We start from the raw sequence: 19,991 nt of genomic DNA, 5'->3' as shown, positions 1-19,991 counted from the left end.
ACTTAAGAAAAGGAAGGTTTTTAATAAATGTACTAATTTATAATTGTTTAATAGATAGTTTATTATAAATTTGCAACTACAAAAAACACAAGTTAAATTCTAAATTAAATTAAAAACACTAAATTATGAGAAAAGTATCAGTATTAGTATTGACAATGGTTTTATTGTCTGCATGTGTATCAAAAAAGAAATATGTTGCACTAGAACAGGACAGAGACCAAATTAAAGGAGAATTACATAAAACGGCAATTGAAAAAGACGAATTAGAAGCTAAGTTTGCTGCAATTGAAGCTAAAGTTGATGCCTACAATGCCAAAATTAATGCTCTTAAAGAAGAAAATGATGCAAAATTAACCACTTCAGATGGTAGTGTAATTTCTAATGATGCTAAAAAACAAATGAGAGCTACTATTTCTAAAATGGATCCAGAGGCAGTTAAAGGTGCAAAAACCTTAAAAGACTCTATGAATTTAGCAGTTTCATATAATTTAAAGCAAACTATGGCAGGAAGTGAATTAAGTGAAGATTCTAACGGTGAAGTTGATATCAACATTAATGAAACTGTTGTAATGATTACGATTGCTGATAATTTACTATTTAAAACAGCTAGCTATAGAATGAGTAACAAAGCTGATGGTGTATTACAAAAAATAGCTGACTTATTAAAATCTGAACCTAGTTTAGATTTAATGGTTGAAGGACACACAGATTCAAGAACTATTAGTAACGCTCGTGTTGCTGACAACTGGGATTTAAGTGTTTTACGTGCTACTTCTATTGTAAGAAGAATGCAAGATAAATTTGGTGTAGATCCTTCTAGATTAATAGCTTCAGGTAGAAGTAGCTACCAACCTTTAGTAGATAATGATACTAAAGAAAATAGAGCTAAAAACAGAAGAACACGTATCGTTATTTTACCAAATATTGATAAATTCTTTGCTTTAATGGCTGAAAAATAATAATTCTATCTATTTATAAGTATAAAAAAGCCTGATGATTTAAATCATCAGGCTTTTTTATTAGTTAATTATTATATAATCTATCTACTGCTTTTTAACTCTAACAGCATTTAATCCTTTTTGGCCTTTTTCTAGTTCGAAAGTTACTTTGTCATTTTCTTGAATTTCATCAAGCAATCCACTTACATGACAAAAATATTTTTCATTGTTTTCCAAATCTATAATAAATCCGAAACCTTTTTTATCATCATAGAAATTAACTTTTCCTTTTCTGATAGGATCTTCTTCTTCATAATCTTCTTTTTTAGGTACTCCTACTACTATATCTTCAGCATCAATCTTTACTTTTTGAGATGGATCTGGAGGGGTGTCAGTCAATTGTCCAAATTGATCTACATAAATAAACGTATCATTTTTTTCACCCGCTTTACGAGCCTCTTTACGTTTCCTTTTTTCTTCACGTTTTTTTAATCTTTTCTTTTCTCTTTCTTTTTTACCAAAGGTTTCTTGTGCTCTTGCCATTCTTTATCTTAAAACTGTTTTAGTGCTTTTTCAAGCGGTTATCCTACAAAGGTAGTGATTTTAAGGGGATTTTAATTTGTTAATTTGTTTTTATTACTTTATAGATGGTGAAATACAATTCAATTTATTAGCTTTTTAGAAATAAATTTACACCTTTTATACCCATTATTATTGCTTTGCTAGTTTTCGTAAAGCTACCCATTGTTTTAGCATTTCTCTAGATTCAGTAGCCGGATACCCTAGCATTGTTTTTCCTGCTTCTACATCACCCATTACTCCTGATCCCGCCCCTATTGTTGCACCAGAATGAATTGTTGTATGATCTTTTATAGACGCACTTCCTCCAATAATAACGCCATCGCCTAATGTAACAGAACCCGCCAAACCACTATGACCAGCCATTATACATGATCTGCCCAGCTCACAATTATGAGCAATTTGAACCAAATTATCTATTTTACAACCATCACCAATTATAGTTGAACTAAATTTGCCTCGATCAACACAACTATTGGCACCAATTTCTACTCCATTACCAATAATTACATTGCCTATTTGTGGAATTTTTACCAATCCCCTACCATCTTCACTAGGCCTGTATCCAAACCCATCTGCCCCTATACTTACATTAGTATGAAAAATACAGTAAGCTCCTATTTCGGTTCTTTCACGAATTACTGTTCCTGACCAAACAATAGTATGAGAACCAATAGTGGTTTCGTCCATAATAGTTACATTAGGGTATAAAATTACACCTTCTGCCAATACAACATCTTTACCTATATAACAACCTGCACCAATCTTACATCCTTTACCTATAATTGCCGAGTCATGAATTATAGCAGTAGGATGTATCTCATGATCAAAAACAGGTGGTTGTGGGTTAAAAACCTCTAATAATTTAGCCATAGCCAAATCAGCATTTTTAACTTTAATTAAAGCTCTGTTTTCTTCTAAATCTACAGTCAAGTTTTCATTAACTATAGCGGCTGAAGCCTTAGAGTTATTCCAGTATTTAATATATTTTGTACTACCTATAAAACTAATATGATGTGGTTCTGCTTTATCGAGTTGTTCAGGTCCAGTAATCTTAAGTGTAGTAGAACCTACAAGTTCTCCGCCCAGAATAGTATTTATTTCTTCAATTGTAAATGATTTCATTTTTTGTAAATATATTTTTTAGTAAAAAATACCAAACTACACATTGTCATTTTAATATAATAATTAACAATGGTTATTGATATAACTTTAGGTTGTTGATTATGTTGTTAAATATAGGATAAATAATTATTTTTTAGAGAATTACTGAGGATTTTTTGCTTTTATAGATGCTATAATAAGCACTGCGAGAAAAATAATATTTAGATAACCTATATAAGTATAAGAACCCAAGTTAGTATAACAATAGCTAAATAAACTTGGAGCAATAGCACTTGCGATAACTAAAAAACTCATCGTTTTACCTGTAATAGAACCTAAATGTTTTCTTCCGTAATACCTAGGCCAAGTAACCGCATTTACAACTGAAAATAAGCCTCCTAAACATCCAAGTCCTATAATCAAAAAATAAATACCTATTTTATTAGACAACATTAATAATCCAGCAGAAGCCAATAAACCACTAAATAACATCAGGTATAATAGTAATTTTTGACGTACGTAATCACTCAGAATATTAAACAATGTACCTACTGAAATCGCAATAATTGATATTGGCAAGAAAATCGAAATGGCTTCACTTTTGGGATAACCTTGACTAGAAAAGATAGATACCACATGAAAAGTGAATCCTGTAATAAAAAAACTATTAAATGCTAATATTAAAGCAAACATCCAAAACGCTCTAGTACTTTTTGCTTCATCTAATGTAAAATGATGTTCATTTTTTTTAATTTTAATTTTATTAGTTTTTTTTAACAAAGCCATCAGGTTTCATATTGAAATCTTCAGGGTTATTTCTATAAAATTGCAAAATTAAAATACTAAATATTAGCAAACAAAGAGCTATGAGCTGCCAACTTAATTGCCATCCATTAGTATCTATAATATGATTTAAAAATAAGGGCGAACTTGAAAAACCTAATGAAACAGCAATACCACTGATGGCATTAACTTTTCCTCTATTTTTATCAAACCAAATCATAATCATATTCCGTGAAGCCATCGTTAATACGCCTTGTCCACTAAATCGGATAAAGAAAAATAAAATGGTTATCACAAAAAATGGAACTACCCAAGAAGTTGTATTGAGTATTTGCTTAAAAAACTCACTTATTGAGGCTGATAATGAAGCAAATAATAAAGATAAAGATAAAAGAATGGCAGCAAAAAAAGCTACATATCTGGCTCCATATTTATCAAATAAAAATCCTGCTTTAGGCACAAAAAAAGAACTTATAAAAGTTCCAATCATATATGCATTACTAAACTGATTTCTAGTCAGGCCCAAGGCATCTTTTACCGGATCTGTAAAAACCGAAACACCAACAGTTTGTCCTGGAATACTTGCCCAAATACCTAATGTTCCTATAAACAATACTACATATCCATAAAAGAATGGTACTTTTTTAGGATTTATAATAGAGAATTTATTTACTGCTAACATCACTAAAAATAAGGATGCCAAATGTACTGATATATGTAATTTTTATAGGTATTTTTTTAATCTAATTTTAAATGAATAGAATAATTACTATCCTTTCATTTTTTTTCATGTTCTTCTATATCTTTACGAAGATCTAATTTTCTTAATTTAGGAAAGAAAGTTCCTGTCATCAAGACGGTAATTAAAGTCATTACTCCACCAAAAACAACAGCTCTTACAGTTCCCATAAGTTTAGCAGTGAGTCCACTTTCAAAAGCACCTAATTCATTACTAGAACCAACAAACATAGAGTTTACAGAGGCCACTCTACCTCTCATATGATCAGGAGTTTTTAATTGTAAAATAGTTTGTCTAATAATCATAGAAATACCATCTGTTACTCCACTTAAAAATAGTGCCACTACTGATATCCAAAACCAAGAAGACAAACCAAATACAATGATACATATTCCAAATCCAAAAATTGCAGCTAACAATTTCATACCTGCATTTTTATTTAAAGGAAAATAAGCCGAAGTAAACATTATCAATAAAGCACCAACTGCAGGAGAAGCTCTTAAAATACCAAATCCTTCTGACCCAACATGTAATATATCTTGAGCAAATACTGGTAGTAAAGCTACTGCTCCTCCAAATAAAACAGCTATCATATCTAAGGTAATTGCCCCTAAAATTACTTTTGTAGAATATACAAATTTTATCCCTTCTTTTAAACTTTTAAAAACATTTTCACCAATTTTAGGGTTTAGTATTGGCTTTTTAGAAATAAAAGAAAGACTTATAAGAGCTATAAGAGAAAAAGCAAAAACTAAGCACAACGACCAATGTACACCTATCCAATTGATTGCAAATCCAGCTAATGCAGGACCAAGTACAACTCCCATTTGCCAAACGGAACTACTCCATGTTGCTGCATTAGGATATATTTTTTTAGGAACAATTAAAGCAAATAAAGAAAAAATAGTTGGTCCTAAAAAAGCTCTAATAAATCCACCTAAAAAAACTAAAAAATAAATGGAATATAAAATTAAATCAGAAGACCAATTTGAAACAACTTCTGGCCAGGTTAATAAAAACAGGCCAAAACTAATTACAGAAAATGCTAAAAGGCACTTAATAAGTAGTCCTTTTTTCTCATTTTGATCTACAATATGACCTGCAAAAAGTGCCAAAGAAACAGCAGGTATTACCTCCATTAAACCAATTATACCTAAAGATAATGGATCTTTAGTAATACTATAAACTTCCCACTCAATTACTACAAATTGCATAGACCATGCAAATACCATGGCAAAACGCATTATTAAAAAAATATTAAATTCTCTAAAACGCAATGCCGCATAGGGGTCATTCTTTTGCATAAAAGCAACTATTTTAAAACAATTGGTAATTTAATATGTGATGGGTACTTTTTTGAATGGTGTATTTTGTTGTGAGCTATTACACTTTCTTTTTCATCATAATTTTTACCACCTGTATTTAAATTTCTTGCAAAACGTGGAAAATTACTACTCGAAATTTCTATACGAATACGATGTCCTTTTTCAAAATAGTTACTTGTTGTCATTGGACTTAACTGAATTTTATAAACGTTATCTTTTTCCATAAACACTTCTTTATCATACCCCTCTCTATATCTGGCACGCTGTATAGTTTCATCTAAATTATATGCTTTTCCATCAGGATAAACATCAATAATTTTAATGGTAATATCAGTATCTTTAACATCTGAAGATACATAAAGTGTAGATTCTATAAAACCAGTAACTTCTATCCCTTTCTTTAAAGGTTCTGAAGTATAAACCAAAATATCTTCTCTTTTTTCCATTTCACTCTGATCAAACGCACCTCCTTTTACAGCATTACCTGTACAACAAACATTACCTCCATATGAAGTAACTGGATTCATAGGGTCATACATATATGAATCTGGATTATCTTTACCAGGTCTTTTTGTAGATAGAGTTCCATCTCCATTTAAGGTATTGGCATTACCATTACTATTTAAATAATAAGTAAAAAATTTAGCTTCTTTTGGTGGAAAGGTTTCAGAATACTGCCATTTGTTACTACCCATTGTGTAATATTGAACACGTGGTGTTTTTTCTTTAAAATCATTTTTTTCTCCTTTTAACCATAAATCAAACCAAGCATAAATTTGCTCTTCATAATTTAATCGAGCATCTCCAACAGAACGCTCTCCTACTACAGTATTTTCAGTAGCTCTGGTATAACCACAATGTAATGTTGGTGCAATTACTAAGTATTGATTATCTCTCACTTCAGCATCTTTCCCGTGAGCTCTTACATGATTAAACAGAGCCACATTTGGTCCAACAGAAACATCGTACCATGAAGCAAACCAGAAACTTGGTACACCAAAATTATCATCTGCATGATAGAGTCCTCCTTTAAACCAATCTTCATGATTAGGTGTTCTTCTAATCATTTTATCAAAAATTTCTTCTTTTCCGTTTATATTTTTCAATATATCTTGAAGAGGCAAGTGTTTTAATGCCTCCGTCATATCAACAGCAGGATTTTTAGGAGCTAAATCATAAAAACGAGAAATTCTGATTAAATCTTCTTGTGTTGCCCCTGCAGGGATTCTTGGTTTAAATTTATCATGTTCTACACCGTATAACCATGAAAAAAATAGCATTTGCTCTACGCCTCCTCTATACCAATTTCCCTGTTCATTATATGGCCCCACTTTTCCAACTCCTGCTCCATAACCTTGTGGTACCATAGCGGCATGTGATGGATGATCTAATGCTGCAACAGCCATTTGCCATTCCGCTGTTGAAGAACAACCAATTGTGCCTATTTTACCGTTAGACCATTCTTGCTTTTTCATCCAAGTAAACGCATCATATCCATCTGTTAAAGGTACACCTAAAATATCCCATTCACCTTCAGAAAAATATCTACCTCTTTCGTTTTGAACCACATACGCATAACCTCTTTTTACAGCTTCTAACGCTTGTTTCGCAGTTCTTGTTCTTTCTTTTCCATTTACCCATCTATTAAAATTATAAGGTGTTCTAGAAAAAATAATTGGATATTTACCTTCTCCTTTAGGACGATAAATATCTGTTGCCAAACGAATTCCATCACGCATAGGCATCATAACTTTTTGATCAATTATGGAAATTTGTTCTAATTCTTTATAAGGATTATTTTCACTATTTTGTGCATGTAAAGAAAGACTTTCTATAAAAATATAGAAAACAAAAAAAAGTTTATAAATAGTTCTGTTTTTCATCATTTGGATCGTTTATAGTGATTAGTAAATTTCTATGTAATTAGGTTAGCATTGGTTATTCTAGTATTCTTGTAAAAGTAAGAAAAATAAAGAAAACTAATTTCCTGATAATTTTGAATCACCATTTGAAATTACTACTTTTAATAATTAAACAAATTAAATATGAGTTTTTTATCAGATAATGTAATTCCTGGAAATCATGGAAAAGTTTTTGGAACCGATGCTAAAAGTAGTGTTGATTTAAATAAAATGAGAAAAGCTATTCTTGAAATTGAAGGAATAAAATGTTTTCTCTTTGACATAGAAAAACACCCCTTAGAATTTACTGTACATACCACTAAAGTAGTTGAAATAGAAGCCATTCAAAACGTAGTAAAAAAATTAGGTTTTCATGCAATTCCTAAAGGGTTGTTTCAACTATAAATAATTAACTATTTTTACAGCTCTTTAAAATTTTATTTATCTACTAATCTTTTTTTTATGCAATTTTCAAATTATTTAAAAAATCTATTCCTATTAACAGTTGTTTTAAGTGTTAACGTTCTTTTTGCTCAAGACAAATTAAAAAGTATGCCTGGTTATGAGCGATATTCAAAAATTGCTCCTCAAATTAGAGGTTCTGTTAAAAGCGGGGCAATTGATGCAGAATGGCATCCAAATGGAAATTCTTTTGAGTATAACAAAGACGGAAAGCGATTTTTATACGACATATCAATTCATGAAAAAAATGAAATTGGTGATGCAGTTTATCCAGATTGGCGAGCAAGATGGGCAAACAGACCTCAACGCGGACGCCAATATGCTTCTGCCGACTCTCCTGATGGAAAGCTTACAGCATTTACCAAGGACAGGAATATGTATTTAAGTGATATAGATGGTAATAATACTATAGCTATAACTACTGAAGGCAATGAAGAAAACCAAATAAAATATGGAATTGCCACTTGGGTTTATGGTGAAGAATTGAGTCAAAATACCGCTATGTGGTGGTCACCAGATAGTAAAAAAATAGCATTTTATCGTTTTGATGAAAAAGAAGCTAAAAAATACTATGTGCTATACAATCAAACTAAAATTCAAGATTCAGTAGAGATTGAAGCATACCCTAAAGTGGGTGCAAAAAATTTACCAGTAGATTTAATGATGTATGATTTGGAAACAAAAAAGATGATTACATTAGACACTCGCGATGGTAAACCTTTTGTGGATGGGGAATTAGGCACTTATTTATATGATATTTCTTGGACTCCAGATGGTAAAGAATTGCTTTATCATAGTACCAATAGAAAACAAAATATAATGGAGTTAAGAGCCGCTGACCCTGTTACGGGAAAAAGCCGTACAGTTGTTAGAGAAGAATGGCTCCTTAGCTTTACTGAAAATTCTCCAGAAATGCATATTTTAAAAGATGGCAAAAGATTTATTTGGGCATCAGAACGTAATGGATTTAACAATTATTACTTGTATGATTTTAATGGAAAATTAATAAATACCTTAACAAATCATAATTTTGAAGTTTCTGGAATAGTAGATGTTGACGAAAAACGAGGTGTTTTATACTATATGGCTAGAAGTGGTGAAAATCACATGAAAATGCAATTGCACAAAGTTAAATTAAATGGTAAAGGTGATGTACGTCTAACAGATCCTAAATACCATCATAATGTAAGTATTTCACCTAATTTCAAATATATTATTGATGTCTCTCAGACTCATAATATTCCTCCATTTACCAATATTTTGAATATAAAAGGTAAATTAATTAAGAAGTTGTATAAAAGTGATATGACTAATTTCGAAAAATTAGGTCTAAAAAAAGTAGAAGTTTTTACGTTTACTTCTGCTGATGGAAAAACTGAATTACATGGAATGTTACACTTCCCTTCTAATTTTGACCCAAATAAAAAATATCCATTACTATTAAGTAATTATGGAGGACCGGCAACCAATGCATTTAGAGAAACATTTAGAACTCCAGATGAATTAACTGAATTTGGATTCTTAGTGGCTAATATTGATGGTAGAAATGTAAAAGGTCGTGGTAAAAAATTATTAGATCAGCTTTATGGTAATTTAACTATTGTAGAACAAGATGACTTTGCAGAAGGTATTAAATCTTTATATGACAGACCCTATTTTGACAAAACCCGTGTTGGAGTTTTTGGTACATCTTATGGAGGTACAACTGCCGCCGCTAGTTTATTGCGTTTTCCAGATGTTTATCATGCTGCTGTAGCAAACTCAGCGGTTACCGATTGGAGAAATTATGATAATATTTATACAGAACGTTATATGAATACCCTTGAAGATAATAAAGCTGGTTATGATGCTGCTAGTTTAATGACTTACGCTCCAAATTTAAAAGGGGAATTGATGATATTTTTTGGTACAAATGACAATAATGTTCATCCAGCTAACTCTTTACAGTTGATAAAAGCATTACAAAAAGCTGGTAAAAGTTTTGAAGTTCAAGTTGGTCCTGACCAAGGTCACACTGCTGTGAATAGAGCAAGGATGATGGAATTTTTTATTGAACATTTGGTTATGGATAAGTAAAAAACCATATCATTTTAAACTCAATTAAAATACAATTAATAATAAAAAAGCAATAGAGTGAATTTTCTGTCACTTTGTTGCTTTTTTATTAAATATAAACCTCTAAAAAACAGATTTCAAAAATGTTACTAATTTCTGAATTGCCTTTCCCCTATGGCTAATTTTACCTTTTTCTTCTAAAGACATTTCTGCAAAAGACTTATCAAATCCAGAAGGTTTAAATATAGGATCATACCCAAATCCTTCAGTACCTTGTGGCTTATTTAATATTTCACCTTTGCAAATTCCTTCAAAAATATACTGTTCGCCTTTTAAGTTTAAAACCACAACGGTTTTAAATTGAGCTGATTTATCCGTTTCACCTTCTAAATTCGTTAATAATTTAGACATATTTGCTGTAGCATCATTAGAAGGCCCAGCATACCTTGCAGAATAAACACCAGGTTCATTATTTAAGGCTTTAACTTCTAATCCGGTGTCGTCAGCAAAACAATCATAACCATAATTATTGGTAATATAATTCGCTTTCAGCTGTGCATTACCTAATAACGTATCTGCCGTTTCTAAAATATCTTCATTACAATTTATATCATCCAGGCTTAACAAATTAATATTTTCTGGCACTAATTGTTGAACTTCTTTAAGCTTATTTTGGTTGTGTGTGGCAAAAACTATATTTATCATGCAACAAAGTTAAAAAGGTTTTTGAAATACAAGCTTGTGTAATTCAACAATTATTAGCAATTTTATGAGCTCATTTTGAAATACGATTTTAATTGAAAAAAACCAATAAATGGAAATATTAGGTATTGATGTTGGTGGTACTGGCATAAAAGGAGCAATAGTAAATGTAGAAACAGGTGAACTTGTAACTAAAAGGTATCGAATACCAACACCAAAAGGAGCCAAACCCGATGACATGGCCGATGTCGTAGCCAAAATTGTACAACATTTTAATTGGAAAGGTGAAGTTGGCTGTGGATTTCCTGCCATTATAAATCACGGACAGGTATTAACTGCCACAAATATTGACGACAGTTGGAAAATGATACATGCTGATGAATTATTTTCTAAACGTACAGGCCTAGAATTTCATATTGTTAATGATGCTGACGCTGCAGGTTTAGCGGCCATGACTTTTGGAGCTGGAAAAGACAAAAAAGGATTGGTAATAATGATTACTATTGGTACAGGATTAGGCTCAGGAATGTTTTATGACGGTACCCTTATTCCGAATATAGAATTAGGAACAGCACCATTTAGAAAAAATATGACTTTTGAACAGTATGCAGCAGATTCTGTTCGTAAACGCGAAGAACTATCTTATAAAAAATGGGGCAAACGATTTAATGAATTTCTAAACTTTGTTAAATATTTAGCTTCTCCTGATTTAATTATTTTAGGAGGTGGAGCCAGTAAAAAACTACATAAGTTTGAAGAACAATTGACTGTAGATGTTCCTGTTGTAGCCTCACAATTTGAAAACGAAGCAGGTATAGTAGGTGCTGCAATTGCTTCAAAAAGAAAATTATAAAACCATCAATATGAGATTAAAAAACCAATTTCTCTTTATTATCACAATAAGCATATTTGTTTTTACTTCTTCTTGTGAAAGTGTAATTAAAGAAACAGATAACAATCCTTTAAAAGATCAAATTTCTATTGTCAAAGAACAATTTGCTCCAGATAAACGTGTCGCTCTATTTGACATTAGTTCTTCAAAACAAGGCAATCAAATTATACTTAAAGGAACATCAAATTTACCTGAAGCCGTTAACAAGTTAAAAGAAAACTTAAAAAATAAAGAAATAGCATTTATCGATAGCATTCAAATGTATCCTGATGCCATTTTAGAAGGTAAAACAAAAGCTATAGTAAAAATTTCAGTCGCCAATTTACGCAGCAACCCTAAACATTCTGCTGAATTGTCTACACAAGCAACATTGGGCACTCCTTTAAATGTTTATACAAAAAAAAGTAATTGGTATTTAATTCAGACTCCAGATAAATACCTAGCTTGGGTTGATAGTGGAGGAATTCAGTTAATGAATGATGATGAATTTGCTTCATGGAAATTAGCAGATAAAATTATATTTTTAAGTACATACGGACAGTCTTTTGATTCTATGGCAAAGCATAGTACTATTGTTTCTGACGTAGTAGCAGGTAATGTTTTTGAGTTGGTTGAAGAAACAGGGTTGTTTTACAAAGTGAAATATCCAGATGGCAGAATGGCTTATATTGAAAAAAACAAAGCTATGAATTACAATGATTGGCTAAAAAGCTTAAACCCAACTCAAGAATCATTAGTAAGTACTGCTAAATCGTTAATGGGCTTACCTTATCTATGGGGAGGAACATCAGCAAAAGGAGTAGATTGTAGTGGTTTTACTAAAACCATATATTTTTTAAATGGATTGGTATTGCCAAGAGATGCATCTCAACAAATACAAGCTGGTGAATTAATTGATGACGATAAAAGTTTTGATAATATGCAACCTGGAGATTTGCTTTATTTTGGTAAACCGGCAACTGAAACATCAAAAGAACGAATTATTCATGTTGGTATGTGGATAGGAAATAATCAATTTATACATTCTGCTGGTCGTGTACATATTAGTACTTTTGATAAAAACTCACCTGACTTTGATCAATATAATTACGATAGATACCTACGTACCAAACGCGTTTTAAATATAGACGATTCATTAATTATTGATTTGAAGAAAACACGTGTTTTTAAAGATTAAAGATTTTATTTAAATGAAAAAGCTAGGTATACTTGTTATTGCACTAATTCTTACAAATTGTAAATCAATAACAAAAGACGAATATCTTCTCAATTCTTGTAATTGTATTGATAATATTGAATCCTCTAATAAAGAATCTCTAAAACTTGAAATTGGAGATTGCCTTAGAGATAATTTTGTAAACTACAGTAAAATGGCCTCTAAAGAAATTGAAAATATTTTAGAAGAGAATCCTAATATTACAAAAGAAGAAGCTCAAAATAAATTAATAGAAAGGCTACACAACGAGCTCTTAGAAACCTGTGAATCCTACAAAAATGCAAATCTAAAATTAGACAATTTGTAAATTGTAAAGCTTTTAAATTTTTGAGGTAAATTTTAAAAAACAATAAAATAAAATGTTAAATTCCTATTATTCAATAAAAAAGATTATATTTGTACCTAATATTAATTTATAATTTTAAAACATGAGTAAAGGAACAGTAAAATTCTTCAATGAATCAAAAGGATTTGGTTTTATAACTGAAGAAGACTCTAACAAAGAACATTTTGTACACATTTCTGGATTAATCGACGAAGTACGTGAAGGTGATGAAGTTGAATTCGATTTACAGGAAGGTAGAAAAGGACTAAACGCAGTAAATGTAAAAGTGATTTAAATATATATCTTTTAATTTTTTTACTTACAAAGCCTATCAGTTGATAGGCTTTTTTTTTATTTTATACCTTACCCTTTCTAGTTATTTATTGTTCTAAACTTTTATATAATTATTTTTACAATATCATTTATTATACATCATAGTATGAAAACTGAAAAAGAAAAAATGTTAGCAGGGGAATTATACAACCCTAATGATAAGACTCTATTAGAAGAACGCCATAATGCAAGATTACTTTTTAGAAAAATAAATCAAATATCAACTAATGACACAAAACTAATCATCTCCCTATTTCGTCAACTATTTGGAAAAACAGGAAAAGGACTTTTTATAGAACCTCCTTTTTATTGCGACTATGGCTACAATATAAAACTAGGAAATCAGGTATTTATGAATTATAACTGTTGCATTTTAGATGTTGCAGAAGTAACTATAGGCGATAGAGTAATGTTTGGACCTAATGTTCAAATTTATACAGCCACTCACCCACTCGATGCCAAAACTAGAAATTCTTGGTTAGAATTTGCTAAACCTATTTCAATAGGCAATGATGTTTGGATTGGAGGAGGTGCTATCATTTGCCCAGGTGTTAATATTGGTGATCGTGCTGTTATTGGAGCTGGAGCTGTTGTTACCAAAAATGTTCCTAATGACGTATTAGTGGGAGGAAACCCCGCTAAAATTGTAAAAAAAATTGACAATTAATTTATTGGAAGTCCAATAGGAGTTTTTACTTCACGCATTACAAACGAGCTTTGCACCTTTCTAATATTATCTATTGAAGCTAATTTTTTAGATACAAAGTTTTGATACTCATCCATATCTTTAGCTACAACCTTGATTAAATAATCAAATGATCCTCCAATGTGATAACACGCTATAACCTCATTAAATTGTTGAATGTCTTTTTCAAATTTTGCAATATGAGAAGCGTGATGCTGATTTAGAGAAATATCGCAAAATACCATTAAAGATAAACCAACTTTTTTTCTATCAATTAAAGCTTTATAAGAAGTAATATAACCCGAACGCTCTAATCGTTTAATTCTTTCGAAAATTGGTGTGGCACTTAAGTTTAATTTATTGCCTATTTCTTTTATAGTCAACTTAGCATCAGATTGTAATAATTTAAGTATTGATTTATCAACGGAATCTATCATTTTCGAGTAGTATTTTATTCTAAAAAAATCATTTTACAATGATCTAAATAGATTTTAAAATTATTAAAAGGTAAATATATAGAATTATATTCTAAATATAATCTTTTTAATAGTAATATAAACTATTTGTGTTAATTTTGAGATATAAGTTTAATCCCTTAAAAATCTGAAAAATGCATCCAGAAAGTTTAATGATGAGCTATGGTTATAATTCAGAATCATTTGAAAGAGCTGTAAAATGTCCTATATTTCAAACTTCTACTTTTACATTTAAAACAGCTGAAGAAGGAAAAGCTTTTTTTGAAATTGCATACGGATTAAGAGAAAAATTATCAAATGAAAATTTAGGATATATTTATAGTCGTATAGACAATCCAAACTTAAAAATTTTAGAAAAAAGATTAAGTCTTTGGGATAAAACAGAAGATTGTGCTGTCTTTGAAAGTGGAATGGCTGCAATTAGTACCGTTTTATTAGAATTTTTAAACCCAGGCGATTTATTAGTATATAGCAATCCTGTTTATGGAGGCACAGACCATTTTATTAATACATTTTTACCAAAAATGGGAATACACACTTTAGGTGTCCATCCTGATGAGTCTAAAGAAAAAATAATTGAATTAATCAATGCATCAGGAAAAGCTGATAAATTGGCTTTAATTTATCTAGAAACCCCTGCCAATCCAACCAATGAAATTGTTGATATTGAAACTTATAGCAGTATCGCCACTCATTTTTCTTCTAATGAAAAAAAAGTGCTATGTACTGTAGATAATACTTATATGGGACCATTATGGCAACATCCATTACAATTCGGTGCAGATTTAATTATCTATTCCGCAACAAAATATATTGGTGGTCATAGTGATTTAATAGCAGGTGCTGTTTTAGGTAATTCAGACTTAATGATTCGTATAAAAACTTTACGCACATTTTTAGGAAATATGTTAAATCCTAATACGGCATGGTTGTTAATGCGTAGTTTAGAAACTTTAAAAGTACGAATGGATCAACAAACTAAAAATGCTCAACAAGTTGCACAATTTTTAAAGGAACATTCTGCAATAGAAAAGGTTAATTATTTAGGTCTATTAGACAAAAATACGGAAGCTTATAAAATTTATAAAAAACAATGTACAGCTCCAGGAGCAATGATTTCTTTTGACATTAAAGGGTCTGAAAAAGAAGCCTTTAAATTTTTAAACAAACTAAAATTAATTAAATTGGCTGTAAGTTTAGGAGGTACAGAAAGTTTAGCTGAGCATCCAATTACCATGACTCATGCGGGTGTAGATGCTGAGCATAGAAAAAAAATGGGCATTACAGATACTTTAATTAGACTTTCTATTGGTGTTGAAAACCCAATAGATATTATTAATGATTTAAAACAAGCTTTACAAGATTAATTAAACGAACAAATTCTCATAAATCGTTACTTAAAACTATAAAAATCTATTTAATCACCATTAAAACTTACGAAATTTCTAGGGGTTTCATATAAAGTAACAGAAAGTTTATGATTAGGATTAATATGTGGTCTTAATTTATTCCAAATCACAATAACAATATTTTCAGCAGTGGGATTTAATCCATCAACATTATTAAATTCAGGAACTTCTTCATTTAAATTTTTATGATCAAAGACTTCTTCTACATCTTTTCTAATTAAGTCTTTTAAGACTTTCATATCCATTACAAATCCAGTTTCTGGATCAACTTTACCAGTAACCGATACTGTTAATTCATAATTATGACCATGATATTTAGGATTACTACATTTTCCAAAAACAGAAAAATTTTTTTCATCAGACCACTCTGGTTTGTATAAACGATGTGCTGCATTAAAATGAGCTTTTCTATTTACAGTTACCTTCATATTTTATGATTTATTAATATGTGAGTAAAATCTATCAAAAATAATTTTAAACCACTCTGTATAAATTTCAGGTTGTTTTTTAATATCGGCTTTTACTTTCTCTAAAGTCATCCATTTAAAATCCTGAACTTCTTCTGCATTAATTTTAGGGTCTTCATCGAAATTACCAATTAGAATATGGTCAAGTTCATGTTCTGTTAATCCATTATCAAATGGTGCCTTATAAATAAAAGACAATACATTTTTTAACTCTGTAGTAAAGCCCATTTCTTCTTGCAAACGTCTTTTACCGGCTTCTATATTGGTTTCGCCAACCCGTTGATGACTGCAGCATGTGTTTGTCCATAATAATGGAGAGTGGTATTTCTTAGCAGCACGTTGTTGCAATAACAACTCGTTGTTTTTATTAAATATAAATACAGAAAATGCTCTATGTAACAGTGCTTTTTCATGAGCTTCCATCTTGGCCATAGTGCCAATTTGCTCATCATTTTCATTTACTAAAATTACTTGTTCTTCAGCCATAAATATAGAATTCATGCAAAGTTACAAATTATAATCATTATCTTTTTAGTAATTTTGAAGTACTTAAAACTTACAGCATTTATGAATTTTAAATTATTCTTTTCCTTAATTTTATTAATAGTATTGATTTTTAGTTGTAAAAAAGAAACAACAACCAAAAGTTTACCTGAAAATCCTCCAAAAAAGCAAGAAAAAATGAACACAGAGGCTCAAACAAATAAAAAAGACAACCCCATAGCTTTAGATACTATAAATCATAAAAATGCTGTTGATTTTTTAATTGCTTATGGCAAATTACATAAGGAGAATAAAGTACGTATAAAAACCAGATTAGGAGACATGATAGTGAAATTATATGATGATACCCCTTTGCATAGAGCTAGTTTTCTTTTTTTGGTAAATGTAGGCTATTTTAATACCACTTGTTTTCATCGTGTGGTACCAAACTTTATTGTTCAGGGCGGAAATTCAGAAAGCTACAAAACCATGAGCATTAAAAATAAATACGAAAATTACACAATTCCTCCTGAATTTCGGAATCATCGTAAACATAAATTTGGAGCTTTAGCTGCTGCTAGAGATTGGGAAAATAATATTAGTAAAAAATCTGACCCTTTTGAATTTTATTTCATACAAGCAAAAAATGGTGCACACCATATTGATGGAGAGCATACTGTTTTTGGTGAAATAATTAAAGGAACTAATGTGTTAAATAAAATAGCAAAAGTAAAAACTGGTAGAGATGAATGGCCCTTAGAAGATGTATACATGGAAATTGAAGTAATTAAATAAATGAACTTAAAATTATATACTAATTATAATAATACAATATCTCACAAAATAAACAAGATTCACGTTAGTAATTCAGTAAATTTATCCTTTAATAAGTCTTGAGTTTCTATTTATAAAAAACTCAAAAAAAATGATAAAAACACGTATTTAGTAGTCCATTTATGGCATAAATAAGTAGTTAATTTTGTAAATTTACAACCTCAAATTTTTACAAAAACTCTAATGAATAAAGCCGTATACATTGCCACTACCGAAGCGAAAAGTGGTAAATCAATTATTTCCATAGGTTTAATGCAAATGTTATTAGGAAAAACTGCTAAAGTAGGTTATTTTAGACCTATTATTGATGGTTATCCTGAGGGTGAAAAAGACAATCATATAAACACTATTTTAAGTTATTTTGACATTCAAATGGATTACGAAGACACCTATGGTTTTACCAGAAGTGAAATTATTCGTAAAAACAATGAAAATAAGGGTGATGAAATTATTACTAAAATAATTGAAAAATATAAATCTATTGAAGATCGTTTCGATTTTATCTTAGTTGAAGGATCAGATTTTTCTAGAGAAGGAGCAATTGTTGAATGGGATATTAATGTCCATGTTGCTAAAAATTTAGGTATTCCTACAATTTTAATTACAACAGGTGTTGGAAAATCTTTAGAAGAGTTAATCAATAATCTTTATATGGCCTATGATTCCTTTAAAGATAATGGTGTGGAAGTATTAATGGTAACTGCTAATAAAATACAACCAGAAAATGTTTCCTTAGTTAAAAATGCATTAGAAAAAAAGCTTCCTGAAAATGTATTAACTGGTGTAATTCCTAAAAATAGCACTTTAGCTAACCCTACAGTAAAAGAAATTATTGAAGAACTAAAAGGAACTGTTTTATTTGGAAAAGAACACATTAATAATGAAGCAGGGGCTTTTAGTGTAGGTGCTATGCAATTAAGAAATTATCTTACACATTTAAAAGAAAACAGTTTAGTTATTACTCCTGGAGATAGAGCTGATGTAATTTTAGGAGCATTACAAGCTAATATATCAGCCAATTATCCACCAATTTCAGGAGTTATTTTAACTGGAGGATTATTACCAGAAGAGCCTATTATAAAACTAATTGAAGGTTTATCCGATGTTGTTCCTATAGTTTCTGTTAAAGGAGGTACCTACTCTATTACCAATAAAATTGGAGCCATTCAGCCAAAAATTTATGCTGAAAATGTTAATAAAATAACTGGTTCTATACAAGAATTTGAAAAACACATTCCTGTTGATGAATTAGCGGAAAGATTAATAACTTTTAAAGCTAGTGGTATTACGCCTAGAATGTTTCAGTACAACATGTTAAAAAGAGCTTTGTCTAATAAAAAACATATTGTATTGCCAGAAGGTAATGATGATAGAGTACTTTTAGCAACTAAACAATTAATGGATACAAATGCTGTAGACATTACATTATTAGGAGATCGTGCAGAAATAGAAAATAAATTAACTCACTTAGACATTCCTTTAGATTTAAATAAAATTTCAATTATAAACCCTATTGAATCTGAGTATTTTGAAGATTATTCTCAAACCCTTTATGAGTTAAGAAAACATAAGAACGTAAATTTAGCTATGGCTAAAGATTTAATGGCTGATGTTTCTTATTTTGGAAGTATGATGGTGTATAAAGGAGATGCTGATGGAATGGTTTCTGGAGCTGTACACACTACACAACATACTATTAGACCTGCTTTACAATTTATAAAAACAAAACCTGGATTATCCGTAGTTTCTTCGGTCTTCTTTATGTGTTTAGAAGATAGAGTTACTGTTTATGGAGATTGTGCTATTAATCCTAACCCTACGTCAGAACAATTAGCTGCTATTGCTATTTCATCTGCTGAAACAAGTATGGCATTTGGTATTGAACCTAAAATTGCCATGTTGTCCTATTCTTCAGGAAATTCGGGCTTTGGCGAAGATGTAGATCGAGTAAGAAAGGCTACAGAAATAGTAAAAGAAATGCGTCCTGAATTAAAAATTGAAGGTCCTATTCAATACGATGCTGCTGTAGATATGAATGTAGCCAAAAGCAAATTACCAAATTCAGAAGTAGCAGGACAAGCAACTGTATTTATATTCCCAGATTTAAATACAGGAAACAATACCTATAAAGCTGTACAACGAGAAACAAAAGCTTTAGCCATTGGTCCAGTATTGCAAGGTTTAAACAGGCCTGTAAATGATTTAAGTAGAGGTTGTACTGTAGACGACATTTATAATACCGTAATTATTACAGCCATACAGGCTCAAGAGTTTTAATTCGTT

21 protein-coding genes are annotated in these 19,991 nt (G+C 30.4%); 11 read left to right on the top strand and 10 right to left on the bottom strand.

The annotated features are described in order from the left end of the window. Nucleotides 1–125 precede the first annotated feature (125 nt). Complete coding sequence (locus EGM88_RS07190) at nt 126–959, top strand: OmpA/MotB family protein (protein ID WP_123897305.1); 834 nt, start codon at nt 126–128, stop codon at nt 957–959. Between the two features lie 84 nt (nt 960–1,043). Here EGM88_RS07190 and EGM88_RS07185 read toward each other — a convergent pair whose 3' ends face one another. The 6 genes from EGM88_RS07185 to EGM88_RS07165 all read right to left on the bottom strand — a co-directional run bounded on the left by EGM88_RS07185 (nt 1,044) and on the right by EGM88_RS07165 (nt 7,354). Continuing rightward, on the bottom strand, nt 1,044–1,481 hold the full coding sequence (locus tag EGM88_RS07185) for a cold-shock protein (protein ID WP_123897304.1): 438 nt from the start codon (nt 1,479–1,481) through the stop codon (nt 1,044–1,046). A gap of 168 nt (nt 1,482–1,649) precedes the next feature. Then, the gene (gene lpxD, locus EGM88_RS07180; protein WP_123897303.1) at nt 1,650–2,642 is read right to left on the bottom strand and encodes a UDP-3-O-(3-hydroxymyristoyl)glucosamine N-acyltransferase; all 993 of its coding nucleotides are present in this window, start codon (nt 2,640–2,642) and stop codon (nt 1,650–1,652) included. Nucleotides 2,643–2,783: 141 nt separating this feature from the next. Beyond that, nucleotides 2,784–3,407: an MFS transporter gene (locus EGM88_RS16020; protein ID WP_238988403.1), complete on the bottom strand. Its 624-nt coding sequence runs from the start codon at nt 3,405–3,407 to the stop codon at nt 2,784–2,786. Further along, nucleotides 3,385–4,107, bottom strand: a complete 723-nt coding sequence (locus tag EGM88_RS16015; protein WP_238988402.1) for an MFS transporter — start codon at nt 4,105–4,107, stop codon at nt 3,385–3,387. Before EGM88_RS16015 ends, EGM88_RS16020 begins: the two co-directional genes overlap by 23 nt. Nucleotides 4,108–4,181: 74 nt before the next feature. Next, nucleotides 4,182–5,447, bottom strand: a complete 1,266-nt coding sequence (locus EGM88_RS07170; protein WP_123897302.1) for an MFS transporter — start codon at nt 5,445–5,447, stop codon at nt 4,182–4,184. An 8-nt stretch (nt 5,448–5,455) separates the two neighbouring features. Further along, entirely contained in the window at nt 5,456–7,354 is a 1,899-nt protein-coding gene (locus EGM88_RS07165; protein WP_238988401.1) for a CocE/NonD family hydrolase, read from the bottom strand. Nucleotides 7,355–7,513: 159 nt separating this feature from the next. On the opposite strand from EGM88_RS07165, the gene EGM88_RS07160 reads away from it, so the two are divergent. Together EGM88_RS07160 and EGM88_RS07155 are read left to right on the top strand one after the other, a co-directional pair. Next, entirely contained in the window at nt 7,514–7,774 is a 261-nt protein-coding gene (locus tag EGM88_RS07160; RefSeq protein WP_123897301.1) for a heavy-metal-associated domain-containing protein, read from the top strand. A gap of 57 nt (nt 7,775–7,831) precedes the next feature. Beyond that, a complete protein-coding gene (locus EGM88_RS07155) occupies nt 7,832–9,907 on the top strand; it encodes a S9 family peptidase (protein ID WP_123897300.1) in 2,076 nt (691 codons plus the stop codon). 102 nt (nt 9,908–10,009) lie between these two features. Here EGM88_RS07155 and EGM88_RS07150 read toward each other — a convergent pair whose 3' ends face one another. Further along, nucleotides 10,010–10,588: a non-canonical purine NTP diphosphatase gene (locus EGM88_RS07150; protein ID WP_123897373.1), complete on the bottom strand. Its 579-nt coding sequence runs from the start codon at nt 10,586–10,588 to the stop codon at nt 10,010–10,012. A gap of 112 nt (nt 10,589–10,700) precedes the next feature. Here EGM88_RS07150 and ppgK point away from each other — a divergent pair, with 112 nt between their 5' ends. From ppgK to EGM88_RS07125, 5 genes are all read left to right on the top strand, one after another. After that, nucleotides 10,701–11,441, top strand: coding sequence for a polyphosphate--glucose phosphotransferase (gene ppgK, locus EGM88_RS07145; RefSeq protein ID WP_123897299.1), 741 nt, complete (start codon nt 10,701–10,703; stop codon nt 11,439–11,441). Between the two features lie 10 nt (nt 11,442–11,451). Beyond that, the gene (locus EGM88_RS07140; protein ID WP_123897298.1) at nt 11,452–12,657 is read left to right on the top strand and encodes an SH3 domain-containing C40 family peptidase; all 1,206 of its coding nucleotides are present in this window, start codon (nt 11,452–11,454) and stop codon (nt 12,655–12,657) included. A 13-nt stretch (nt 12,658–12,670) separates the two neighbouring features. Further along, nucleotides 12,671–13,003: a hypothetical protein gene (locus EGM88_RS07135; RefSeq protein WP_123897297.1), complete on the top strand. Its 333-nt coding sequence runs from the start codon at nt 12,671–12,673 to the stop codon at nt 13,001–13,003. 121 nt (nt 13,004–13,124) lie between these two features. Further along, the gene (locus EGM88_RS07130; protein ID WP_123897296.1) at nt 13,125–13,316 is read left to right on the top strand and encodes a cold-shock protein; all 192 of its coding nucleotides are present in this window, start codon (nt 13,125–13,127) and stop codon (nt 13,314–13,316) included. A 144-nt stretch (nt 13,317–13,460) separates the two neighbouring features. Further along, nucleotides 13,461–14,021, top strand: a complete 561-nt coding sequence (locus EGM88_RS07125; protein WP_123897295.1) for a sugar O-acetyltransferase — start codon at nt 13,461–13,463, stop codon at nt 14,019–14,021. On the opposite strand, the gene EGM88_RS07120 is transcribed toward EGM88_RS07125, so the two are convergent. Continuing rightward, on the bottom strand, nt 14,018–14,476 hold the full coding sequence (locus EGM88_RS07120) for an Lrp/AsnC family transcriptional regulator (RefSeq protein WP_123897294.1): 459 nt from the start codon (nt 14,474–14,476) through the stop codon (nt 14,018–14,020). The two genes, EGM88_RS07125 and EGM88_RS07120, sit on opposite strands and share 4 nt — an antisense overlap. 173 nt (nt 14,477–14,649) lie before the next feature. On the opposite strand from EGM88_RS07120, the gene EGM88_RS07115 reads away from it, so the two are divergent. Next, on the top strand, nt 14,650–15,882 hold the full coding sequence (locus EGM88_RS07115; RefSeq protein ID WP_123897293.1) for a cystathionine gamma-synthase family protein: 1,233 nt from the start codon (nt 14,650–14,652) through the stop codon (nt 15,880–15,882). Between the two features lie 50 nt (nt 15,883–15,932). On the opposite strand, the gene EGM88_RS07110 is transcribed toward EGM88_RS07115, so the two are convergent. Together EGM88_RS07110 and idi are read right to left on the bottom strand one after the other, a co-directional pair. Next, on the bottom strand, nt 15,933–16,352 hold the full coding sequence (locus EGM88_RS07110; RefSeq protein ID WP_123897292.1) for a 6-pyruvoyl trahydropterin synthase family protein: 420 nt from the start codon (nt 16,350–16,352) through the stop codon (nt 15,933–15,935). Nucleotides 16,353–16,355: 3 nt separating this feature from the next. Then, nucleotides 16,356–16,877 carry an isopentenyl-diphosphate Delta-isomerase gene (gene idi, locus EGM88_RS07105; protein ID WP_123897372.1) on the bottom strand — a complete coding sequence of 174 codons (522 nt, stop codon included), beginning with the start codon at nt 16,875–16,877 and terminating at the stop codon, nt 16,356–16,358. Between the two features lie 81 nt (nt 16,878–16,958). Here idi and EGM88_RS07100 point away from each other — a divergent pair, with 81 nt between their 5' ends. After that, complete coding sequence (locus tag EGM88_RS07100; protein ID WP_123897291.1) at nt 16,959–17,669, top strand: peptidylprolyl isomerase; 711 nt, start codon at nt 16,959–16,961, stop codon at nt 17,667–17,669. A gap of 222 nt (nt 17,670–17,891) precedes the next feature. Next, nucleotides 17,892–19,985 (top strand): phosphate acetyltransferase, encoded by a 2,094-nt coding sequence (gene pta / locus EGM88_RS07095; RefSeq protein WP_123897290.1) that lies wholly within the window; start codon nt 17,892–17,894, stop codon nt 19,983–19,985. Nucleotides 19,986–19,991: the final 6 nt, after the last annotated feature.

This window comes from Aureibaculum marinum (assembly GCF_003813905.1).
GTDB lineage: Bacteria > Bacteroidota > Bacteroidia > Flavobacteriales > Flavobacteriaceae > Aureibaculum > Aureibaculum marinum.
This window is presented reverse-complemented; position numbering and strand designations above follow the sequence as displayed.